Genomic DNA, 15,141 nt, shown 5'->3' with positions numbered 1-15,141 from the left:
GGCCCGGGGGACGCCGGGACAACCACGGGTCGCACCCGGAGAAACGGACCGCGCCGGGTGCCGGTTACGGGGGCGGCGGCGGCGAAATTACCAAGAGTGATCGTCGTCACGGGCACCGGACGTCGGCCGGCCCCGGGTCAGGGGGCCGGCGTCGGGGCCGTGGTCAGGGCTGGAAGCCGTCCGGGAGCAGCCGGGCGAGGGCGCGGACGGCCCGGTACTGCAACGCCTTGATGGCGCCCTCGTTCTTGCCCATCGCACGGGCGGTCTCGGCCACCGAGAAGCCCTGGAGGAACCGGAGCACGATGCACTCCTGCTGCTCCGGGTTGAGCCGCTTGACGGCGGTGAGCAGGGCGACGTTGGTGATGTGCTCCACCACCGCCGCCTCCGGGCTGCCCTCCGGGCCGCGGTCCTCGCGGTCGGCGTCGAGCACGTCGCCGGTGGTCACCTCCAGCCGGTACCGGCCGGACTTGAAGTGGTCGGCGACCAGGTTGCGGGCGATGGTGACCAGCCAGGCGCCGAGGTCACGCCCCTGCCAGGTGAAGCTGCCGATCCGCTTGAGCGCCCGGAGGAAGGTGTCGGAGGTCAGGTCCTCGGCCAGTTGGCGGTTGCCGACCCGGAAGTAGACGAAGCGGAAGACGGTGTCGACGTACCGGTCGTAGATCAGCCCGAACGCCTCGGCCTCGCCGGCCTGCGCGCGCTCCACCAGCGCCCAGACCTCGGTGGCCGGGTCGGACGGGTCGGGCCGGCTCGGGAACCCGGTGCTCGGGTTGGTGGCGGCGGGCACCGCGGGGATGACGGCGGTGTCGCCGGCCGGCACGGCCGGGAGCACCGCGGTCTCCGCGCCGGCCGGGTCGGTCACGGCGGACGGCTCGCCGACCCGGCGGCTCTGTGCCGGCGGCATGGCGGGCCGGTTCGGCGCGACGATCCGGCCGCCGGGCGCCGCGTTGCCGCCGGGCACGGCCGGTCGGGTGGCCGCCTCGTTGTGGTGCGGGCGCTGGTGCAGCCGGCGGGAGCCGGGGTCCGCGCCGCGACCGGCGTCCAGCCGTTCGTTCGGCGATGTTCGGGGGGCCGGGCCGGTCAGCCCGGCGGGTCGTTCCGCGTAGCCGAACGTGGTCACCGTGCCTCCCCGGTCCACTGCGCGGCGGGCCGGCCGGGGCGGCGACGGGTCGCCGCGGCGTCCGGTCTGCCCGGGTCGGGCAGGGCCGCGTGGGGGGTTGCCGACGCGCGGCAGATCCCCTTGAGGTGCTGGTCCAATGCGCTCACAGGCACGGGGGCCTCCTCGGGCTGAGGGGTGTCGACTCACGGCAAATGGGGTGAGCCGACCCGAGTGATGATAGGGCCAACGTCACCCGCGCGTGGCAAGTCCGTTACACAGGGCCAAAGTATTTCCCCCTGCGTCGCACAGATGGCGGACCGGTTGTCCGTCGTGTGCGGTTGACTTTCACGTCACGACTTGATCTGGAGTGGACGTCGCGCGGGCATGGTCCGACGGGGTGGTGCTGTGCCAGACTCAGCCACCGTGCAGGACGCCGCCGACAGCACCGCGCCCCACCTCGCCGACCGGCTCCGCCGCGCGGCCGCCGAGCACGGCGACCGCCCCGCGTTGCACTGGCGCGAGACCACTCTGACCTGGTCCGCACTGGACGCCCGGGTGACCGCGGTGGCCCGGGCGCTGGCCCGTGCCGTGCCGGCCGGGTCCGATCCCGACGCCGCCGACGCCGTGCCGGCCCGGGTGGCGATCGCCCTGCCCAACACGCCGGACTTCGTGGTGGCCTTCCTCGCCACCCTGCGCGCCGGGCTGGTCGCGGTGCCGGTCAACCCCGGCTTCACCACCCGGGAGCTGCGCCACGTGCTCGCCGACTCGGGCGCCGCGCTGCTCCTGGCGACCGGGGAGGTCGCCGAGCGGGTGGCCACCGTCGCCGGGGAGCTGCCGGCGCTGCGCGCCGTGCACACCACCCTGCCGGAGGAGGTGGGGGAGCCGCCGGCGCGCGCCGGGGGTGACCTCGCCGTCCTGCTCTACACCTCCGGCACCGAGGGGCGGCCCAAGGGCGCGATGCTGTCGCACCGGGCGCTGGCGGCCAACCACGACCAGATCGACCGGATCGAGCCGCCGGTGGTCGGCCCGGACGACACCGTGCTGCTCGCGCTGCCGCTGTTCCACGCGTACGGGTTGAACTCGGGGCTCGGCGCGGTCGTCCACCATGGCGCGACCGGGGTGCTGGTCGACGAGCCGGGGCCCGGGTGCGCGCTCGACGAGATCGCCCGGCACCGGGTCAGCGTGCTGGTCGGCGTACCGTCGATGTTCCTCGCCTGGTCGGCGGCGGACGCCGACGCGGTGGTCGCGGCGATGGCCCCGGTGCGGGTCGCGGTCTGCGGCGCGGCGCCGCTCGACCCGGCCACCGCGGCGCGCTTCACCGAGGTCACCGGGCATCCGGTGCACGTCGGGTACGGCCTGACCGAGACCGCGCCGGTGCTCACCTCGACCCTGGTCGGCGGGGAGCCGAAGCCCGGCTCGATCGGCCGGCCGCTGCCCGGCGTCGAGGTGCGCCTCGTCGGCGCGGACGGCACCGACCTGTGGCGCGACGGCGTCGCCGAGCCGGACGACGACCCGGACGAGCCCTGGCCCGCCGACCCCTCGTCCGGCACCGACCCCGGCCAGATCGTGGTGCGCGGGGCGAACCTCTTCGCCGGCTACTGGCCGGACGGCCGGGGCGGGCCGGACGCCGACGGCTGGTGGGCGACCGGGGACGTGGCCTACGCCGACTCCGACGGCGACCTCTTCCTGGTCGACCGGCTGGGCGAGCTGATCCTGGTCAACGGCTTCAACGTCTACCCGCACGAGGTCGAGCTGGTGCTCGACGCGCACCCGGGGGTGGCCGGCTCGGCCGTCCTGGGTGTGCCGCACCCCCGTACGGGCGAGACTGTGCGGGCGTACGTGGTGCCGGCGGCCGGGCAGCCGGTCACCGGCGAGGAACTGCTCGCCCACTGCGCGCGTAACCTGGCCCGGTTCAAGTGCCCGACCGCCGTCGAGTTCGTCGACGAGTTGCCGTACTCGGTGATCGGCAAGGTACGCAAGACCCAGCTGCGGTCCGTCCCGGCCGCCCGCTCCCCGGAGGTGCCCGATGTCCAGTGACGCCCGGCTCGCCCTGATCACCCGGCCCGGCTGCCACCTCTGCGACGACGCCAAGGCGGCGCTCGACCGGGTGGTGGCCGTCACCGGTGACCGGTGGGTGGAGAAGGACGTCACCGACGACATCGAGCTGGAGCGCGAGTACGGCGACCGGCTGCCGGTGGTGCTGCTCGACGGCAAGGAGCACGGCTACTGGCGGGTGGAGGAGGAGCGGCTGCTGCGGGACCTGACCACCCCGCAGCTCTGATCGCCGCTTATGGTGCACCGATGACTCCGGCACGCGGCCACCTGGTGTGGGACTGGAACGGCACCCTGCTCGACGACCTCGACCTGGTGGTGCGGGCCACCAACGTCGCCTTCGCCAGCGTCGGCGGTCCCTCGGTGACCGTGGACGAGCACCGGGTCCGGTTCCGCCGGCCGATCGCCGACTACTACGCGGACATGCTGGGCCGGGCGGTCGACGCCGAGGCGTTCGGCGCGCTGGACCGGATCTTCCACGACGCGTACCGGGCCGGGTTGACCTCGTGCGCGCTGGCCGAGGACGCGACCGCGGCGATCGCCGCCTGGCCGGGCACCCAGTCGCTGCTGTCCATGTGGTTCCACGACGAGTTGGTGCCGACCGTGCACACGTACGGGCTGACCCCGCACTTCGCCCGGGTGGACGGGCTGCGCGCCGCGGTCGGCGGTGGCTTCAAGGCCGGGTGGCTGGCCAAGCACCTGGCCGAGCTGGGCCTGGACGGTCCCGACGTGGTGCTGATCGGCGACTCGATCGACGACGCCGACGCCGCGATGAGCGTGGGGGCGCACTGCGTCCTCTACACCGGTGGCCTGTCGGACCCGGCCGCGCTGCGGGCCTCCGGTCACCCGGTCGCCGACACCCTGACCGAGGCCGTGACCCTCGCCACCACGCTGCGCTGAGACCCGCCTCCCGTCCTGTGGCGCCGCCCACCGCCGGGGCGGTCCGGCCACCGTACGTGCTGGTGAGGGGTACGCCACGTCGCCGGGGAGCGCGCGCGATTGGTCAGAGAAGTCGGGATTGAGCAATAATCGCGCAGCGGCGTCGGCGAAGGCCGCCGGATCGATCTTGCAGAATGGAGGGCCTGGTGAAGGCACGTCGCGAGACAGCAAGATCGCGATTTGTGCACGTCTTCACAAGCGCCTACCCTGTAGTTCCGACGCGCCCTGCTAGCACAGCCGGCAACCTCGGTCGCCAGCGGGAGTCCCGAAACGGTCGGTCACCGGCCGAGGATCGCACCGCACGGAGTCTCATGAGTCAGCACCGTCACCCTGGCGCGCCCGGCCGCGCCGGTGCCGTACCGGCGCTCCCGGACCTCCCGGAGGCGACCGTCGCGCGGCTCCCCGAGTACCTCCGTGCCCTGCACAACCTCGCCGAAGCCGGTCACGAGACGGTGTCCAGCGAAGGGCTGGCCAGTGCCGCCGGGGTGAACTCGGCCAAGCTCCGCAAGGACCTGTCGCACCTCGGCTCGTACGGCACCCGGGGCGTCGGCTACGACGTCGGGCTGCTGGTCGACCAGATCGAGTTCGTGCTCGGGCTCACCCAACGGCGGGCGGTCGCGCTGGTCGGCGTGGGTAATCTCGGTCACGCCCTGGCCGGCTACGACGGCTTCGCCAGCCGCGGCTTCCGGATCGCCGCGCTCCTGGACGCGGATCCGTCCCGGGTCGGCGAGATCATCAACGGCCTGGTCGTACGGCACGTCGACGACCTGGCCGACGTCGCCGCCGAGGAGCAGATCTCGATCGGCGTCATCGCCACCCCCGCCCCGGCCGCCCAGGCCGTGGCCGACCGGCTCGTCGCCGTCGGTGTCACGAGCATCCTGAACTTCGCGCCGTGCGTACTCTCGGTGCCGGAGGGCGTCGACGTGCGCAAGGTCGACCTCGCCATCGAGCTCCAGATCCTGTCGTTCCACGAGCACCGCAAGGCGTCCCTGACCGCGCTCCCGGCCACCGGCGGGTCCGCGCTCACCGCCCTGCCCGGTGGCCTCACGGCCCCCGACACCCAGGAGGCGATCGGCACGTGAAACTGCTCGTCGTCGGCGCGTCCTACCGCACCGCTCCGGTCGCCACCCTGGAGCAACTGGCGGTCGCCCCTGCCGATCTCACCCGCACCCTGGACCGCCTGGTCGCCCAGCCGTACGTCGCCGAGGCCGTGCTGGTCTCCACCTGCAACCGGGTGGAGGTCTACGCCGCCGTGTCCGGTTTCCACGGCGGCCTGGGCGACATCTGCGCCGTCCTGGCCGAGCAGGCCGGTTCCCCGCCGGCCGCGCTCGCCAACCACCTCTACGTGCACTACGACGGCGCCGCCGTCGACCACGTCTTCCGGGTCGCCGCCGGGCTGGACTCGATGGTGGTCGGCGAGGCGCAGATCCTCGGCCAGCTGCGCGACGCGTACCACTGGGCCAGCGGCGCGGACACCGCCGGGCGGCTGCTGCACGAGCTGATGCAGCAGGCACTGCGGGTCGGCAAGCGGGCGCACGCCGAGACCAACATCGACCGCGCCGGGCAGAGCGTGGTGACCGCCGCGCTGGACCTGGCCGCCGATCACCTCGACGGTGACCTCTCCGGCCGGCCGGCCATGGTGGTCGGGGCGGGCGCGATGGGCGCGCTGAGCGTGGCGACGCTCTCCCGGCTGGGCGCCGGCCCGCTCACCGTCACCAACCGGGGGGCCGACCGGGCGGTACGCCTGGCCGAGTCGTACGGGGCGAACGCCGTCCCGATGGCCGCGCTCGTCGACGCGCTCTCCACAGTGGACATCGTAGTGGCCGCCACCGCGGCCACCGAACCGGTCCTGACCCTCGACGTGGTGACCCGGGCGCTGGCCCGGCGCGACCCCGACCGGGGCCCGCTGGTCCTGCTCGACCTCGCGGTGCCCCGCGACGTCGAGCCGGGCGTGGCCGGGCTGGCCGGTGTCGAGGTGATCGACATCGACCGGATGGCCGGACTGCTCGCCGAGGGCCCGGCCGCCGCCGACGCCGCCGAGGTGACCCGGATCGTCACCGGCGAGGTCGAGTCGTTCCTGAGCTGGCTGCGCGGCGCGGACGTGGCGCCCACCGTGGCGGCGCTGCGCGGCCGGGCCGAGGACGTGGTCGGCGCCGAGCTGCGCCGGCTCGCCCAGCGCCGACCGGACCTCAGCGACGACCAGCGCGCCGAGGTCGCCCGGACGGTGCACCGGGTGGTGCAGCGGCTGCTGCACCAGCCCACGGTGCGGGTACGCCAGCTCGCCGCGGAGCCCGGCGGCGACCAGTACGCCGCGCTGCTGCGCGAGCTGTTCGACCTGGAGGTGCCGCAGACCTCCCCGGTGGACACGGTGCCCGACGTGGTCGACACCGACACCACCCCGTACACCGGAGGTGAGCGATGAGCAGTCCCCTGCGTCTCGGTACCCGGGGCAGCGCCCTGGCGATGGCCCAGTCCGGCCAGGTCGCCGAGGCCCTGACCGCCGCCACCGGCCGCCCGGTCGAGCTGGTCGAGGTGGTCACCGCCGGTGACCGCTCCTCCGCCCCCGTGCACCGGCTCGGCGTCGGCGTCTTCGTCTCCGCCCTGCGTGACGCGTTGACCGCCGGCACCATCGACTTCGCCGTGCACTCCTACAAGGACCTGCCCACCGCCGCGGCGGCCGGGCTGCACGTCGCGGCGGTGCCGCCCCGCCAGGACCCGCGCGACGCGCTGGTCGCCAAGGGCGGTCGTACCCTCGCCGAGCTGCCGCCGGGCACGGTGGTGGGCACCGGCGCGCTGCGCCGGATCGCCCAGCTGCACGCCCTCGGCCTGCAGTTGGAGGTCACCCCGATCCGGGGCAACATCGACACCCGCCTGCGGCGGGTGCTCGGCCCGGACGCCGATCTCGACGCGGTCGTCCTGGCCCGGGCCGGCCTGGCCCGGATCGGGCGGGCCGACGCGATCACCGAGACGCTCGACCCGATGCTGATGCTGCCCGCGCCCGCCCAGGGCGCGCTGGCGGTGGAGTGCCGGGCCGACGACACGGACCTGGTCGAGCTGCTCGCGGTGCTCGACCACGCACCGTCCCGGGCCGCGGTCGTCGCGGAACGGGCGCTGTTGGCCACCCTGGAGGCCGGATGCTCCGCTCCGGTCGCCGCCTACGCCGAACTCGCCGAAGGCGACGTCGGTGAGGAGATCTACCTGCGCGGGGCGGTGATCAGCCCGGACGGCACCAGAGACCTGCGGCTGTCCCGCACCGGAACGCCCGCCGACGCGGCGGAGATCGGCAAGGCACTCGCCGCCGAACTCCTCGACCTCGGCGCCGACTCGATCCTCGGCCACGACGGAAGCACCGGCCCGGGGACCCAGCAATTTGGGAGCACAGAATGACCCGCACCCGTAAGCCCGTAGGCCGGATCGCATTCGTCGGGGCCGGCCCCGGCGACCCGGGCCTGCTGACCCGCCGGGCGCACGACGCCCTGGTCGACGCCGACCAGGTGGTGTACGACCGGGGAGTCCCCGAGTCGCTGCTCGACGTCGTCCGCGCCGAGGCCAAGGAGGACGCCCAGTTCACCCCCGCCGAGGGTGTGCCGGGTGACGTGGCGAAGGTGCTCATCTCCGCGGCCCGCTCCGGGCTGAACGCGGTGCACCTGGTCGCCGGTGACCCGTTCGGCCACGACTCGGTGGTCAAGGAGGTGCAGGCGGTGGCGCGTACCGCCGCGCACTTCGAGGTGGTCCCGGGCGTCGGGCAGGCCGAGGGCGTCGCCACGTACGCCGGTGTGCCGCTGCCGGGCGTGCGTACCGCCGCCGACGTCGAGGACGTCAGCACGCTGGACTTCGACGCGCTCGCCGCCGCCGTCGGCCGGGGCTCGCTGGCGCTGGCCGTGGACGCCGGCGACCTGGCCGCCATCCGGGACGGCCTGCTCGCCGCCGGGGTGGACGGCACCACCGGCGTCGCGGTGACCGGCGACGGCACCGGCGAGACGCAGTACACCACCACGTCGACCGTGGACTCGTTCGTGGCGGCGGCGCTCGGCTTCACCGGCCGGGTGGTGCTCACCGTCGGCGCGGGCGTCGCCGACCGGGACAAGCTGAGCTGGTGGGAGAACCGCCCGCTGTACGGCTGGAAGGTGCTCGTCCCCCGGACCAAGGAGCAGGCCGGCGTGATGAGCGCCCGGCTGCGCGCGTACGGGGCGATCCCGTGCGAGGTGCCGACCATCGCGGTCGAGCCGCCGCGTACCCCCGCCCAGATGGAGCGGGCGGTCAAGGGCCTGGTCGACGGCCGGTACGCCTGGGTGATCTTCACCTCGGTCAACGCCGTCCGCGCGGTCTGGGAGAAGTTCGCCGAGCACGGCCTGGACGCCCGCCACTTCGGCGGTGTCAAGATCGCCTGCATCGGCGAGGCGACCGCCGACGCGGTGCGCGCCTTCGGCATCCAGCCCGAGCTGGTGCCCTCCGGGGAGCAGTCCTCCGAGGGCCTGCTGGCCGAGTTCTCGCCGCACGACGAGATCCTCGACCCGGTCGGCCGGGTGCTGCTGCCGCGCGCCGACATCGCCACCGAGACCCTTGCCGCCGGGCTCACCGAGCGCGGCTGGGAGGTCGACGACGTGACCGCGTACCGGACCGTCCGGGCGGCGCCGCCGCCCGCCGAGATCCGCGACGCGATCAAGTCGGGCGGGTTCGACGCGGTGCTCTTCACGTCTTCCTCCACCGTGCGCAACCTCGTCGGTATCGCGGGGAAGCCGCACGCCCGTACCGTTGTTGCAGTCATCGGGCCCAAGACGGCGGAGACCGCGACGGAGTTCGGCCTGCGGGTCGACGTGCAGCCGCCGCACGCCTCGGTGCCCGACCTGGTGGAGGCGCTCGCCGCCTACGCCGTCGAACTGCGGGAGAAGCTGGCGGCGATGCCGGCCAAGCAGCGCCGTGGCTCGAAGGTGCAGGGGCCGACCGCCCTGAGGTTCCGCTGACAGGGAGGCTCCTCATGCCGTACCCCGAGATCCGGCCCCGCCGGCTGCGTCGTAACGCGGCCGTGCGGCGGTTGGTCTCCGAGACCCGCGTCGACCCGGCCGAGCTGGTCGTGCCGATGTTCGTCAAGGAGGGGCTGGCCGAGCCGCGGCAGATCGCGTCGCTCCCGGGGGTGCTCCAGCACTCCCGGGACTCGCTGCGCAAGGCCGCCGTCGAGGCGGTCCAGGCCGGGGTCGGCGGCATCATGCTCTTCGGGGTGCCGGCGTCGCGGGACGAGTGCGGCTCCGGTGGCACCGACCCGGCCGGCATCCTCAACGTCGCCATCCGTGACGTGGTCGCCGAGGTGGGCGACGCCACCGTCGTGATGAGCGACCTCTGCCTGGACGAGTTCACCTCGCACGGGCACTGCGGCGTGCTCACCCCCGACGGCGCGGTCGACAACGACGCCACGCTCCAGGCGTACGCCGAGATGGCGGTGGCCCAGGCCGCCGCCGGGGTCCACGTGGTCGGGCCGTCCGGGATGATGGACGGCCAGGTCGGCGTCGTACGCCGGGCGCTCGACGCCGCCGGCCACCAGGACGTGGCGGTGCTGGCGTACGCGGTCAAGTACGCCTCGGCGTTCTTCGGCCCGTTCCGCGACGCGGTGGAGTCCGCGCTGGAGGGGGATCGGCGCGCCTACCAGCAGGACCCGGCGAACCTGCGCGAGTCGCTGCGCGAGGTGGCGCTGGACGTCGCCGAGGGCGCCGACATGGTGATGGTGAAGCCGGCGCTGCCCTACCTCGACGTGGTGTCGGCGGTCCGCGCGGCGGTCGACGTCCCCGTCGCCGCCTACCAGGTCTCCGGCGAGTACGCGATGGTCGAGGCGGCCGCCGCGAACGGCTGGGTCGACCGGGAGCGGGTGATGCTGGAGACGCTGACCTCGATCCGCCGGGCCGGTGCGCAGATCATCCTCACCTACTGGGCCGTCGAGGCCGCCCAGCTGCTCCGCGAGCGTTACTGAGCCACGGGGGAGCCACCGCCACCGCGGAGTCGCCGCAGCCGGCGACCGCGCGCGACGGCGAGGTGCGGCCCACCGGTTCGCCCACGTTCGCGTGCGGGGGCGACGACGCTGGGCCCGCGATGCCTCGGCGCGTCTTCGCGGCAGTCACCGGATGCCTGGCTACTCACCGTTACTTGTGCGTCCGAGTGCGACGGTGTCCTTCGGACGCTTTGCTCTGCACCCACCGACGCGCCAGTGACACCGGGTGGCTGGTGCGGTGAGGGGTGCAGAGCAGAGCGTCTGTGAGGCATCCCTGGCCCGGCGCAGGGTCAACTCCAGTATTGCCTGCTCAGCGGCGATTCATGGGTCGATCGGGTGCGCCGCCGAGATCAAGCAGTCGGCGCGGCTGATCACGCCGAGTGTCGGCATGGCTTGCGGGTCGGTTATCACGGAAAGTGACGTCTGCGGATGTCCTGCGCCGGCCAGCGGTGCCCCTGCGTCGGCCGGCGGCTGCCCCTGCGTCGGTCTGCGGGAGGTCCGCGTCGCGAAGTACCGGAACGTGCCGCCCCCGCCGCGCGTGCCGCGCCCCGACGGCTGACGGCCCGCCGTCCGGGAGGGTGCACTCCCGGACGACGGGCCGTCGTCGTACCTCGGACGTCAGTCGTCGTCGGTGATGGTGCCGATCGCCAGCGGGTCGGCGAGGCGCAGGCTCAGCGGGCCGGCGGCCGCGAACGCGATCTTCTCGTCCGCCTCCACCTTCCGGTCGCCCCGCACGGTCACCGGGAACGCCAGCGAGGTCTGCCCGGCGGGCAGCACCCGGCAGCCGACGTACGGGTCGAAGTCCGACCCGGCCGACGCGGTCAGGCCCACCGCCGCGGCGCAGAGCGTCGTCGGCGTCGACAGCGGACGGGAGACGGTGACCTGGAAGGTCAGCGTCCGGTCACCCTTGTCGCCCTCGACCACCGACGCGTCGGCCACGCGCAGCGACGGCTGCGCCCGGAACCGGGCGACCGACGGGTCGTGGTCGCTCGCGCCCCGCGAGCCGTCCTCGGTGAAGTCGCTCGGCCAGTCGGCGTTGACGTGGGCCGTCCGCACCTGCACCAGGTCGGCGTGGAGCGCGTCGTTGACGAAGATGCTGTCCAGCGTCTGCGCCTGCCCGCTGAAGCTGTACGAGTACGCCGCCGCCGGGACGTCCGCCACGAGGTCGTCCCAGAGGTTGTGCAGGCCGGCCTCGTAGAGCGGGGCGAGCTGGTCCGACGGGGTCGGGTTCGCCGCCGTGGCGATCGGGTCGTCCGGGCGGGGGAAGACGTTCATGTCGCCGCCGTAGACCACCCGGGCGTGCGGGTCCGACTCCTCGATCGCGGTGACGATCGCCGCGCCGTACCGCGCCTGCTCGGTGCGCTGTCCGACCCTGCTGTCCGGACCGGACGAGTAGTGGTTGCTCAGCGCGTACAGCAGGTAGGACTCCGCGCCGCCCGGGGTCGCCTTCACCACGAACTTGCCCAGCTGGGGAGCGCGGGTGAAGACGTTGTCGCCGTCCTGGCCGGTCGACGTGTCGGTGTCGGCCGGCAGCACGGCGTTGAGCGCCTTCGGGTTCTGCACGTCCGCGTTGGACGGCAGACCCGCCGACCGGTACCGCACCGTCGGCGTGGCGCCGAGCAGCGGGTCGGTGGCGGTCGCCTCGGCCAGCGACAGCCGGTCCGTGCGGTACAGGAACGCGGAGACGATGCCGCGCGCGTCCGCACCGCTCCGGTCGTACGCGGCGGCGTAGGCCGGGCCACCGCCGGCGGCGATGGTCAGCGCCAGGTCCTGGAGGGTGTCCGGGGCGCCGTCGGCGTCGTTGCTGTCACCGCAGGCCAGCTCGGTGCCGGACACCGTGCAGATGTCCTGGTCCTCGGCCTCCTGCACCAGGATCAGGTCCGGGGAGTGCAGGTCGGTGCGGATCTGGTCGGCGAGCGCGGCCAGGTGCGCCCGGTACGCCGCCTCGTCGGCCGGCACGTAGTCGAACGGCGGCCGTACCCCGGTGCAGCCCGGGTTGCCGGCGAAGTCGCAGCCGTCGAACGGGTCGTCCCGGAAGTCGTACAGGTTCTCCACGTTGTACGTCGAGACGGCGACCTCACGGTTGCGGTCGGCCGGCTGCGGCGGGTTGTTCGCCGACGGGTCGGCACCCGCGGTGAGGGCGAGCGTCTCCGGCTGCACGGTGTACTTGCTGAAGCCGAAGGCGACCGCGCCGTACGCGTCGGTGGTGAGGGTGTCGAAGGTGCGGGCCGGCGGCAGCAGCGCGGCCGAGTCCCCGGCGGTGGCCTTGACCCCACCCGCACCGAGCAGGACACGCTGGTTGTTGCCGTTGTCGAAGAGCGTGCCGGGCACGTCGTCCAGCGGGTGGGCGTCCCGGAACACCCGACGGGCGTACGGGTCGGTCCGCTTCATGATCGGGTCCTCGCGGTCCACCACGTAGATCTCGGAGTCGAGGGTGGAGGCGAAGATGTGGCGCGGGGCGGACACCCCACTGCCCGAACGGACCCGCATCCGGGCGCCCTCGTGCCGCTCCCAGAACAGGTCGGCACCGGTGGCGTCGGCCGGCGGCGTCGCGTCGTCCACCGCCACGGCGGTGTCCACGTCCAGGCCGGAGTCCAGCTTGCGCACCAGCGAGGCGCTGGAGAGCTGGGTCTGGTTGAAGTACTCCGACACCCGGCCGCGCAGCACCACCTCGTCACCGACCGTCGGCGTGTAGCCGCCGATCAGCGTGGTGAACGAGCCGGTGAAGACGAAGAGGCCATCGGAGCTGAGCGGGTCGCCGTCCTCGGTGCCGGTGCGGCTCTGCAGGTAGAAGCCGTGCTGGGCGGCGCCGGCCGAGGTGCGGGTCAGCGACTTCTGGGTGATCACGCCGCGCACGTCGTACAGCGTCGAGCTGGTGCCGTTGCCGCTGGCCGGGGCGAGCGGGGAGCGGTCGGTGCGGCCGTTCTCGCCGTCCCCGGTCGGGCCCTGCACCTCGCCCACCGACAGCACGGTGGTGGCCTGCACGGTGAGCGTGCAGGTCGCGCTGCCGCCGTCGGCGTCCGTCGCGGTCAGGGTGACCGCGTACGTTCCACCGGGCAGGCCGGTGGCGGTGACCGTGGCGGTGGCGGTGCCGCCGGCGGCGGTGGCCGGCGTGAACGCGGTACGGCTGATCGCCCCGGTGGCGGGCGTCGGGCTGACCGCGGTGACGGCGAGGTCGACGACGGTGTCGTCGGCGTCGGTGGCGGCGACCTCGCGGGTGGCGGTCGTGCCCGCCTCCAGGGTCAGCGTGCCGCCGCAGTTCAGCGCGGCCGGCTGGTCGACCGGGCCGCCGTCGCCCACGGTGTGCGCGCCGAGACCGTCGAAGGTGTCGGTGGCGAAACCGGCCCACTGCGCGGCCGGGTCGAAGGCGTCGGACGGGTCGGCGTCCCCGGCGGAGACCGACGGCAGCCGGCGCAGGGTGTTGTCGGCGGTGCCGGTCAGCCCGGCGCCCCACTCGGTGCCCGGGTCGACGCCGACCTGGCCGATCGAGTCGAGCACCGTGCCGCCCTTGCGCAGCACGATCGCGTCGTCGCCGTTGAACAGCGAGGAGGCGTACGTCTGGTCGGCCTGGGCCAGGATCGTCGGGGCGGCCGAGGAGGCGGCGAAGACGAACACGTCGCCGGCGGCGACGGTGCCGGTCAGCGCGATGTTGGTGGGCGTGGTGGAGCCGTTGAAGTGCAGCTGGAGCTGGTAGCCGCCGGCCGTGAGGTCGACGGGGGACCCGGTGCCGTTGAAGAGCTCGATCGCCTTGTTGTTGGACGAGCCCTCGACGTACTCCGAGATGAAGAGGTCGGTGGGCGCGGCGCTGGCCGCGGTGGGTGCGACGCCGATGACCGGAAGGGTGACGGCGGCGGCGGTTGCGAGCGCGGCGTATCTGCGGCGCGGGCGCATGGGGCCTCCACGATGGGTGGACGTGAACTAACGCACGTTAAGGGTCGGTGCTGGCCGCCGTCCATCCCTCGGGCGGCGGTGTGGTGAATTCGTGGTCAGCGGGAGGCGTCGAGCCGGTGCACCAGTTCGGCGACGTCCACGCTGTATTCACACCACTCCCGGTCGGGGCGGTAGCCCAACTCGGCGTTGACCTTGAGCATCGCCTCGTTGGCCTGGGCGTTCCAGGTCTGCACCTCGCCCAGCTCGGGCTCGGCCGAGCGCAGCTCCAGCAGCATCCGGGCCTTGATCGCCCGGTCGATGCCGTAGCCCCGGTGATCCTGCACCACGATGGTGTCGTACTGGTCGGCGCGAGTGGGGTGCTGCGCCGGCACCACCACCTCGGTCAGCCCGGCCACCTGCCCGGTCTGCTCGTGCAGGGCCAGCACGATGTACGGCTTCATGCCGCGCCGGTGCAGGGTGTCCAGGCTGTCCCGCAGCCGCTGCGGGTCGTACGAGCTGGGGCGTAGCTCGCCGTCGTCGACGTCGCGCACCTCGGCCTTGGCCCGGGCGTACGCCTCTATCAGCTCGTCCGGCGGCCCGCCCGGGCAGAACTCCAGGTGGTACCCGGCGCCCACGCCGCCGGCCATCTCGGTCAGCGCCGGCCAGTCGACCGTGTTCAGGTCGAGCACGCTGCGGGTCTCCACGTACTCGCGGAGGAAGCCGAGCGACTCGTAGAAGGCGACGGCGGGAGTGTCGCCGACCACCTCGACGCCGATCGACTGGAAGCCCTCCTGGTAGACCCGGCGGGCGGCGGTCAGCACCAGCTGACGACCCAGGCCGGTGCGGCGCACCTCGGGGTGCACCAGCACCTCCAGCACGCCGATGTCACCGAGGAGCAGCACGTGGACGTGGCCGAGGATCCGCCCGGGCGCGCCGTCGGGGCCCGGATCGCCCTCGGCGACCCAGGAGATCCGTCGCTCGCCCGGCATCACCTCGGAGAGGTACTCCCGCAGGGAGCTCTCCCGCCAGGGCGGGTCCTGCGGGAGGTCCGCCGCCAGGACCGCGTTCAGCGTGTCCAGCACGGCCGCGATCTCGTCGGACGACGCGGTCCGGGGATCCCACTCGCGCACCATCACCCGTACAGCTTGCCGGCAACGGCTGCCCGGGGGAAGTGTCCGGTCCGGCAATGTACGCGGACGATCAC

At 73.8% G+C, this 15,141-nt stretch carries 11 protein-coding genes; 8 read left to right on the top strand and 3 right to left on the bottom strand.

Annotation, left to right across the window (positions count from 1 at the left end; translation table 11 throughout):
* Positions 1 to 163: 163 nt before the first annotated feature.
* A complete protein-coding gene (locus GA0070614_RS13200; RefSeq protein WP_088976241.1) occupies positions 164 to 1,117 on the bottom strand; it encodes an ECF subfamily RNA polymerase sigma factor, BldN family in 954 nt (317 codons plus the stop codon).
* 363 nt (positions 1,118 to 1,480) lie between these two features.
* Between GA0070614_RS13200 and GA0070614_RS13195 the strand changes: the two genes are divergently transcribed.
* The 8 genes from GA0070614_RS13195 (at position 1,481) to hemB (ending at position 10,049) form a co-directional block, all read left to right on the top strand.
* Positions 1,481 to 3,133 (top strand): AMP-binding protein, encoded by a 1,653-nt coding sequence (locus tag GA0070614_RS13195; RefSeq protein WP_088976240.1) that lies wholly within the window; start codon positions 1,481 to 1,483, stop codon positions 3,131 to 3,133.
* Positions 3,123 to 3,377 (top strand): glutaredoxin family protein, encoded by a 255-nt coding sequence (locus GA0070614_RS13190; RefSeq protein ID WP_088976239.1) that lies wholly within the window; start codon positions 3,123 to 3,125, stop codon positions 3,375 to 3,377. Before GA0070614_RS13195 ends, GA0070614_RS13190 begins: the two co-directional genes overlap by 11 nt.
* Positions 3,378 to 3,397: 20 nt before the next feature.
* Positions 3,398 to 4,048, top strand: a complete 651-nt coding sequence (locus GA0070614_RS13185) for an HAD family hydrolase (protein ID WP_088976238.1) — start codon at positions 3,398 to 3,400, stop codon at positions 4,046 to 4,048.
* Between the two features lie 350 nt (positions 4,049 to 4,398).
* On the top strand, positions 4,399 to 5,169 hold the full coding sequence (locus GA0070614_RS13180; RefSeq protein WP_088976237.1) for a redox-sensing transcriptional repressor Rex: 771 nt from the start codon (positions 4,399 to 4,401) through the stop codon (positions 5,167 to 5,169).
* Complete coding sequence (locus GA0070614_RS13175) at positions 5,166 to 6,509, top strand: glutamyl-tRNA reductase (RefSeq protein ID WP_088976236.1); 1,344 nt, start codon at positions 5,166 to 5,168, stop codon at positions 6,507 to 6,509. Before GA0070614_RS13180 ends, GA0070614_RS13175 begins: the two co-directional genes overlap by 4 nt.
* Positions 6,506 to 7,474, top strand: coding sequence for a hydroxymethylbilane synthase (gene hemC, locus GA0070614_RS13170; RefSeq protein ID WP_088976235.1), 969 nt, complete (start codon positions 6,506 to 6,508; stop codon positions 7,472 to 7,474). The genes GA0070614_RS13175 and hemC overlap by 4 nt, the downstream gene beginning before the upstream one ends.
* Entirely contained in the window at positions 7,471 to 9,051 is a 1,581-nt protein-coding gene (locus GA0070614_RS13165) for a bifunctional uroporphyrinogen-III C-methyltransferase/uroporphyrinogen-III synthase (RefSeq protein ID WP_088976234.1), read from the top strand. Before hemC ends, GA0070614_RS13165 begins: the two co-directional genes overlap by 4 nt.
* A 14-nt stretch (positions 9,052 to 9,065) precedes the next feature.
* Positions 9,066 to 10,049, top strand: coding sequence for a porphobilinogen synthase (gene hemB / locus GA0070614_RS13160; protein ID WP_088976233.1), 984 nt, complete (start codon positions 9,066 to 9,068; stop codon positions 10,047 to 10,049).
* Positions 10,050 to 10,685: 636 nt separating this feature from the next.
* On the opposite strand, the gene GA0070614_RS13155 is transcribed toward hemB, so the two are convergent.
* On the bottom strand, positions 10,686 to 13,958 hold the full coding sequence (locus GA0070614_RS13155) for a lamin tail domain-containing protein (protein ID WP_088976232.1): 3,273 nt from the start codon (positions 13,956 to 13,958) through the stop codon (positions 10,686 to 10,688).
* Positions 13,959 to 14,053: 95 nt separating this feature from the next.
* Positions 14,054 to 15,070 (bottom strand): GNAT family N-acetyltransferase, encoded by a 1,017-nt coding sequence (locus tag GA0070614_RS13150; protein ID WP_088976231.1) that lies wholly within the window; start codon positions 15,068 to 15,070, stop codon positions 14,054 to 14,056.
* Positions 15,071 to 15,141 lie beyond the last annotated feature (71 nt).

Source organism: Micromonospora coxensis, assembly GCF_900090295.1.
GTDB classification, from domain to species: Bacteria; Actinomycetota; Actinomycetes; order Mycobacteriales; family Micromonosporaceae; genus Micromonospora; species Micromonospora coxensis.
This window is presented reverse-complemented; position numbering and strand designations above follow the sequence as displayed.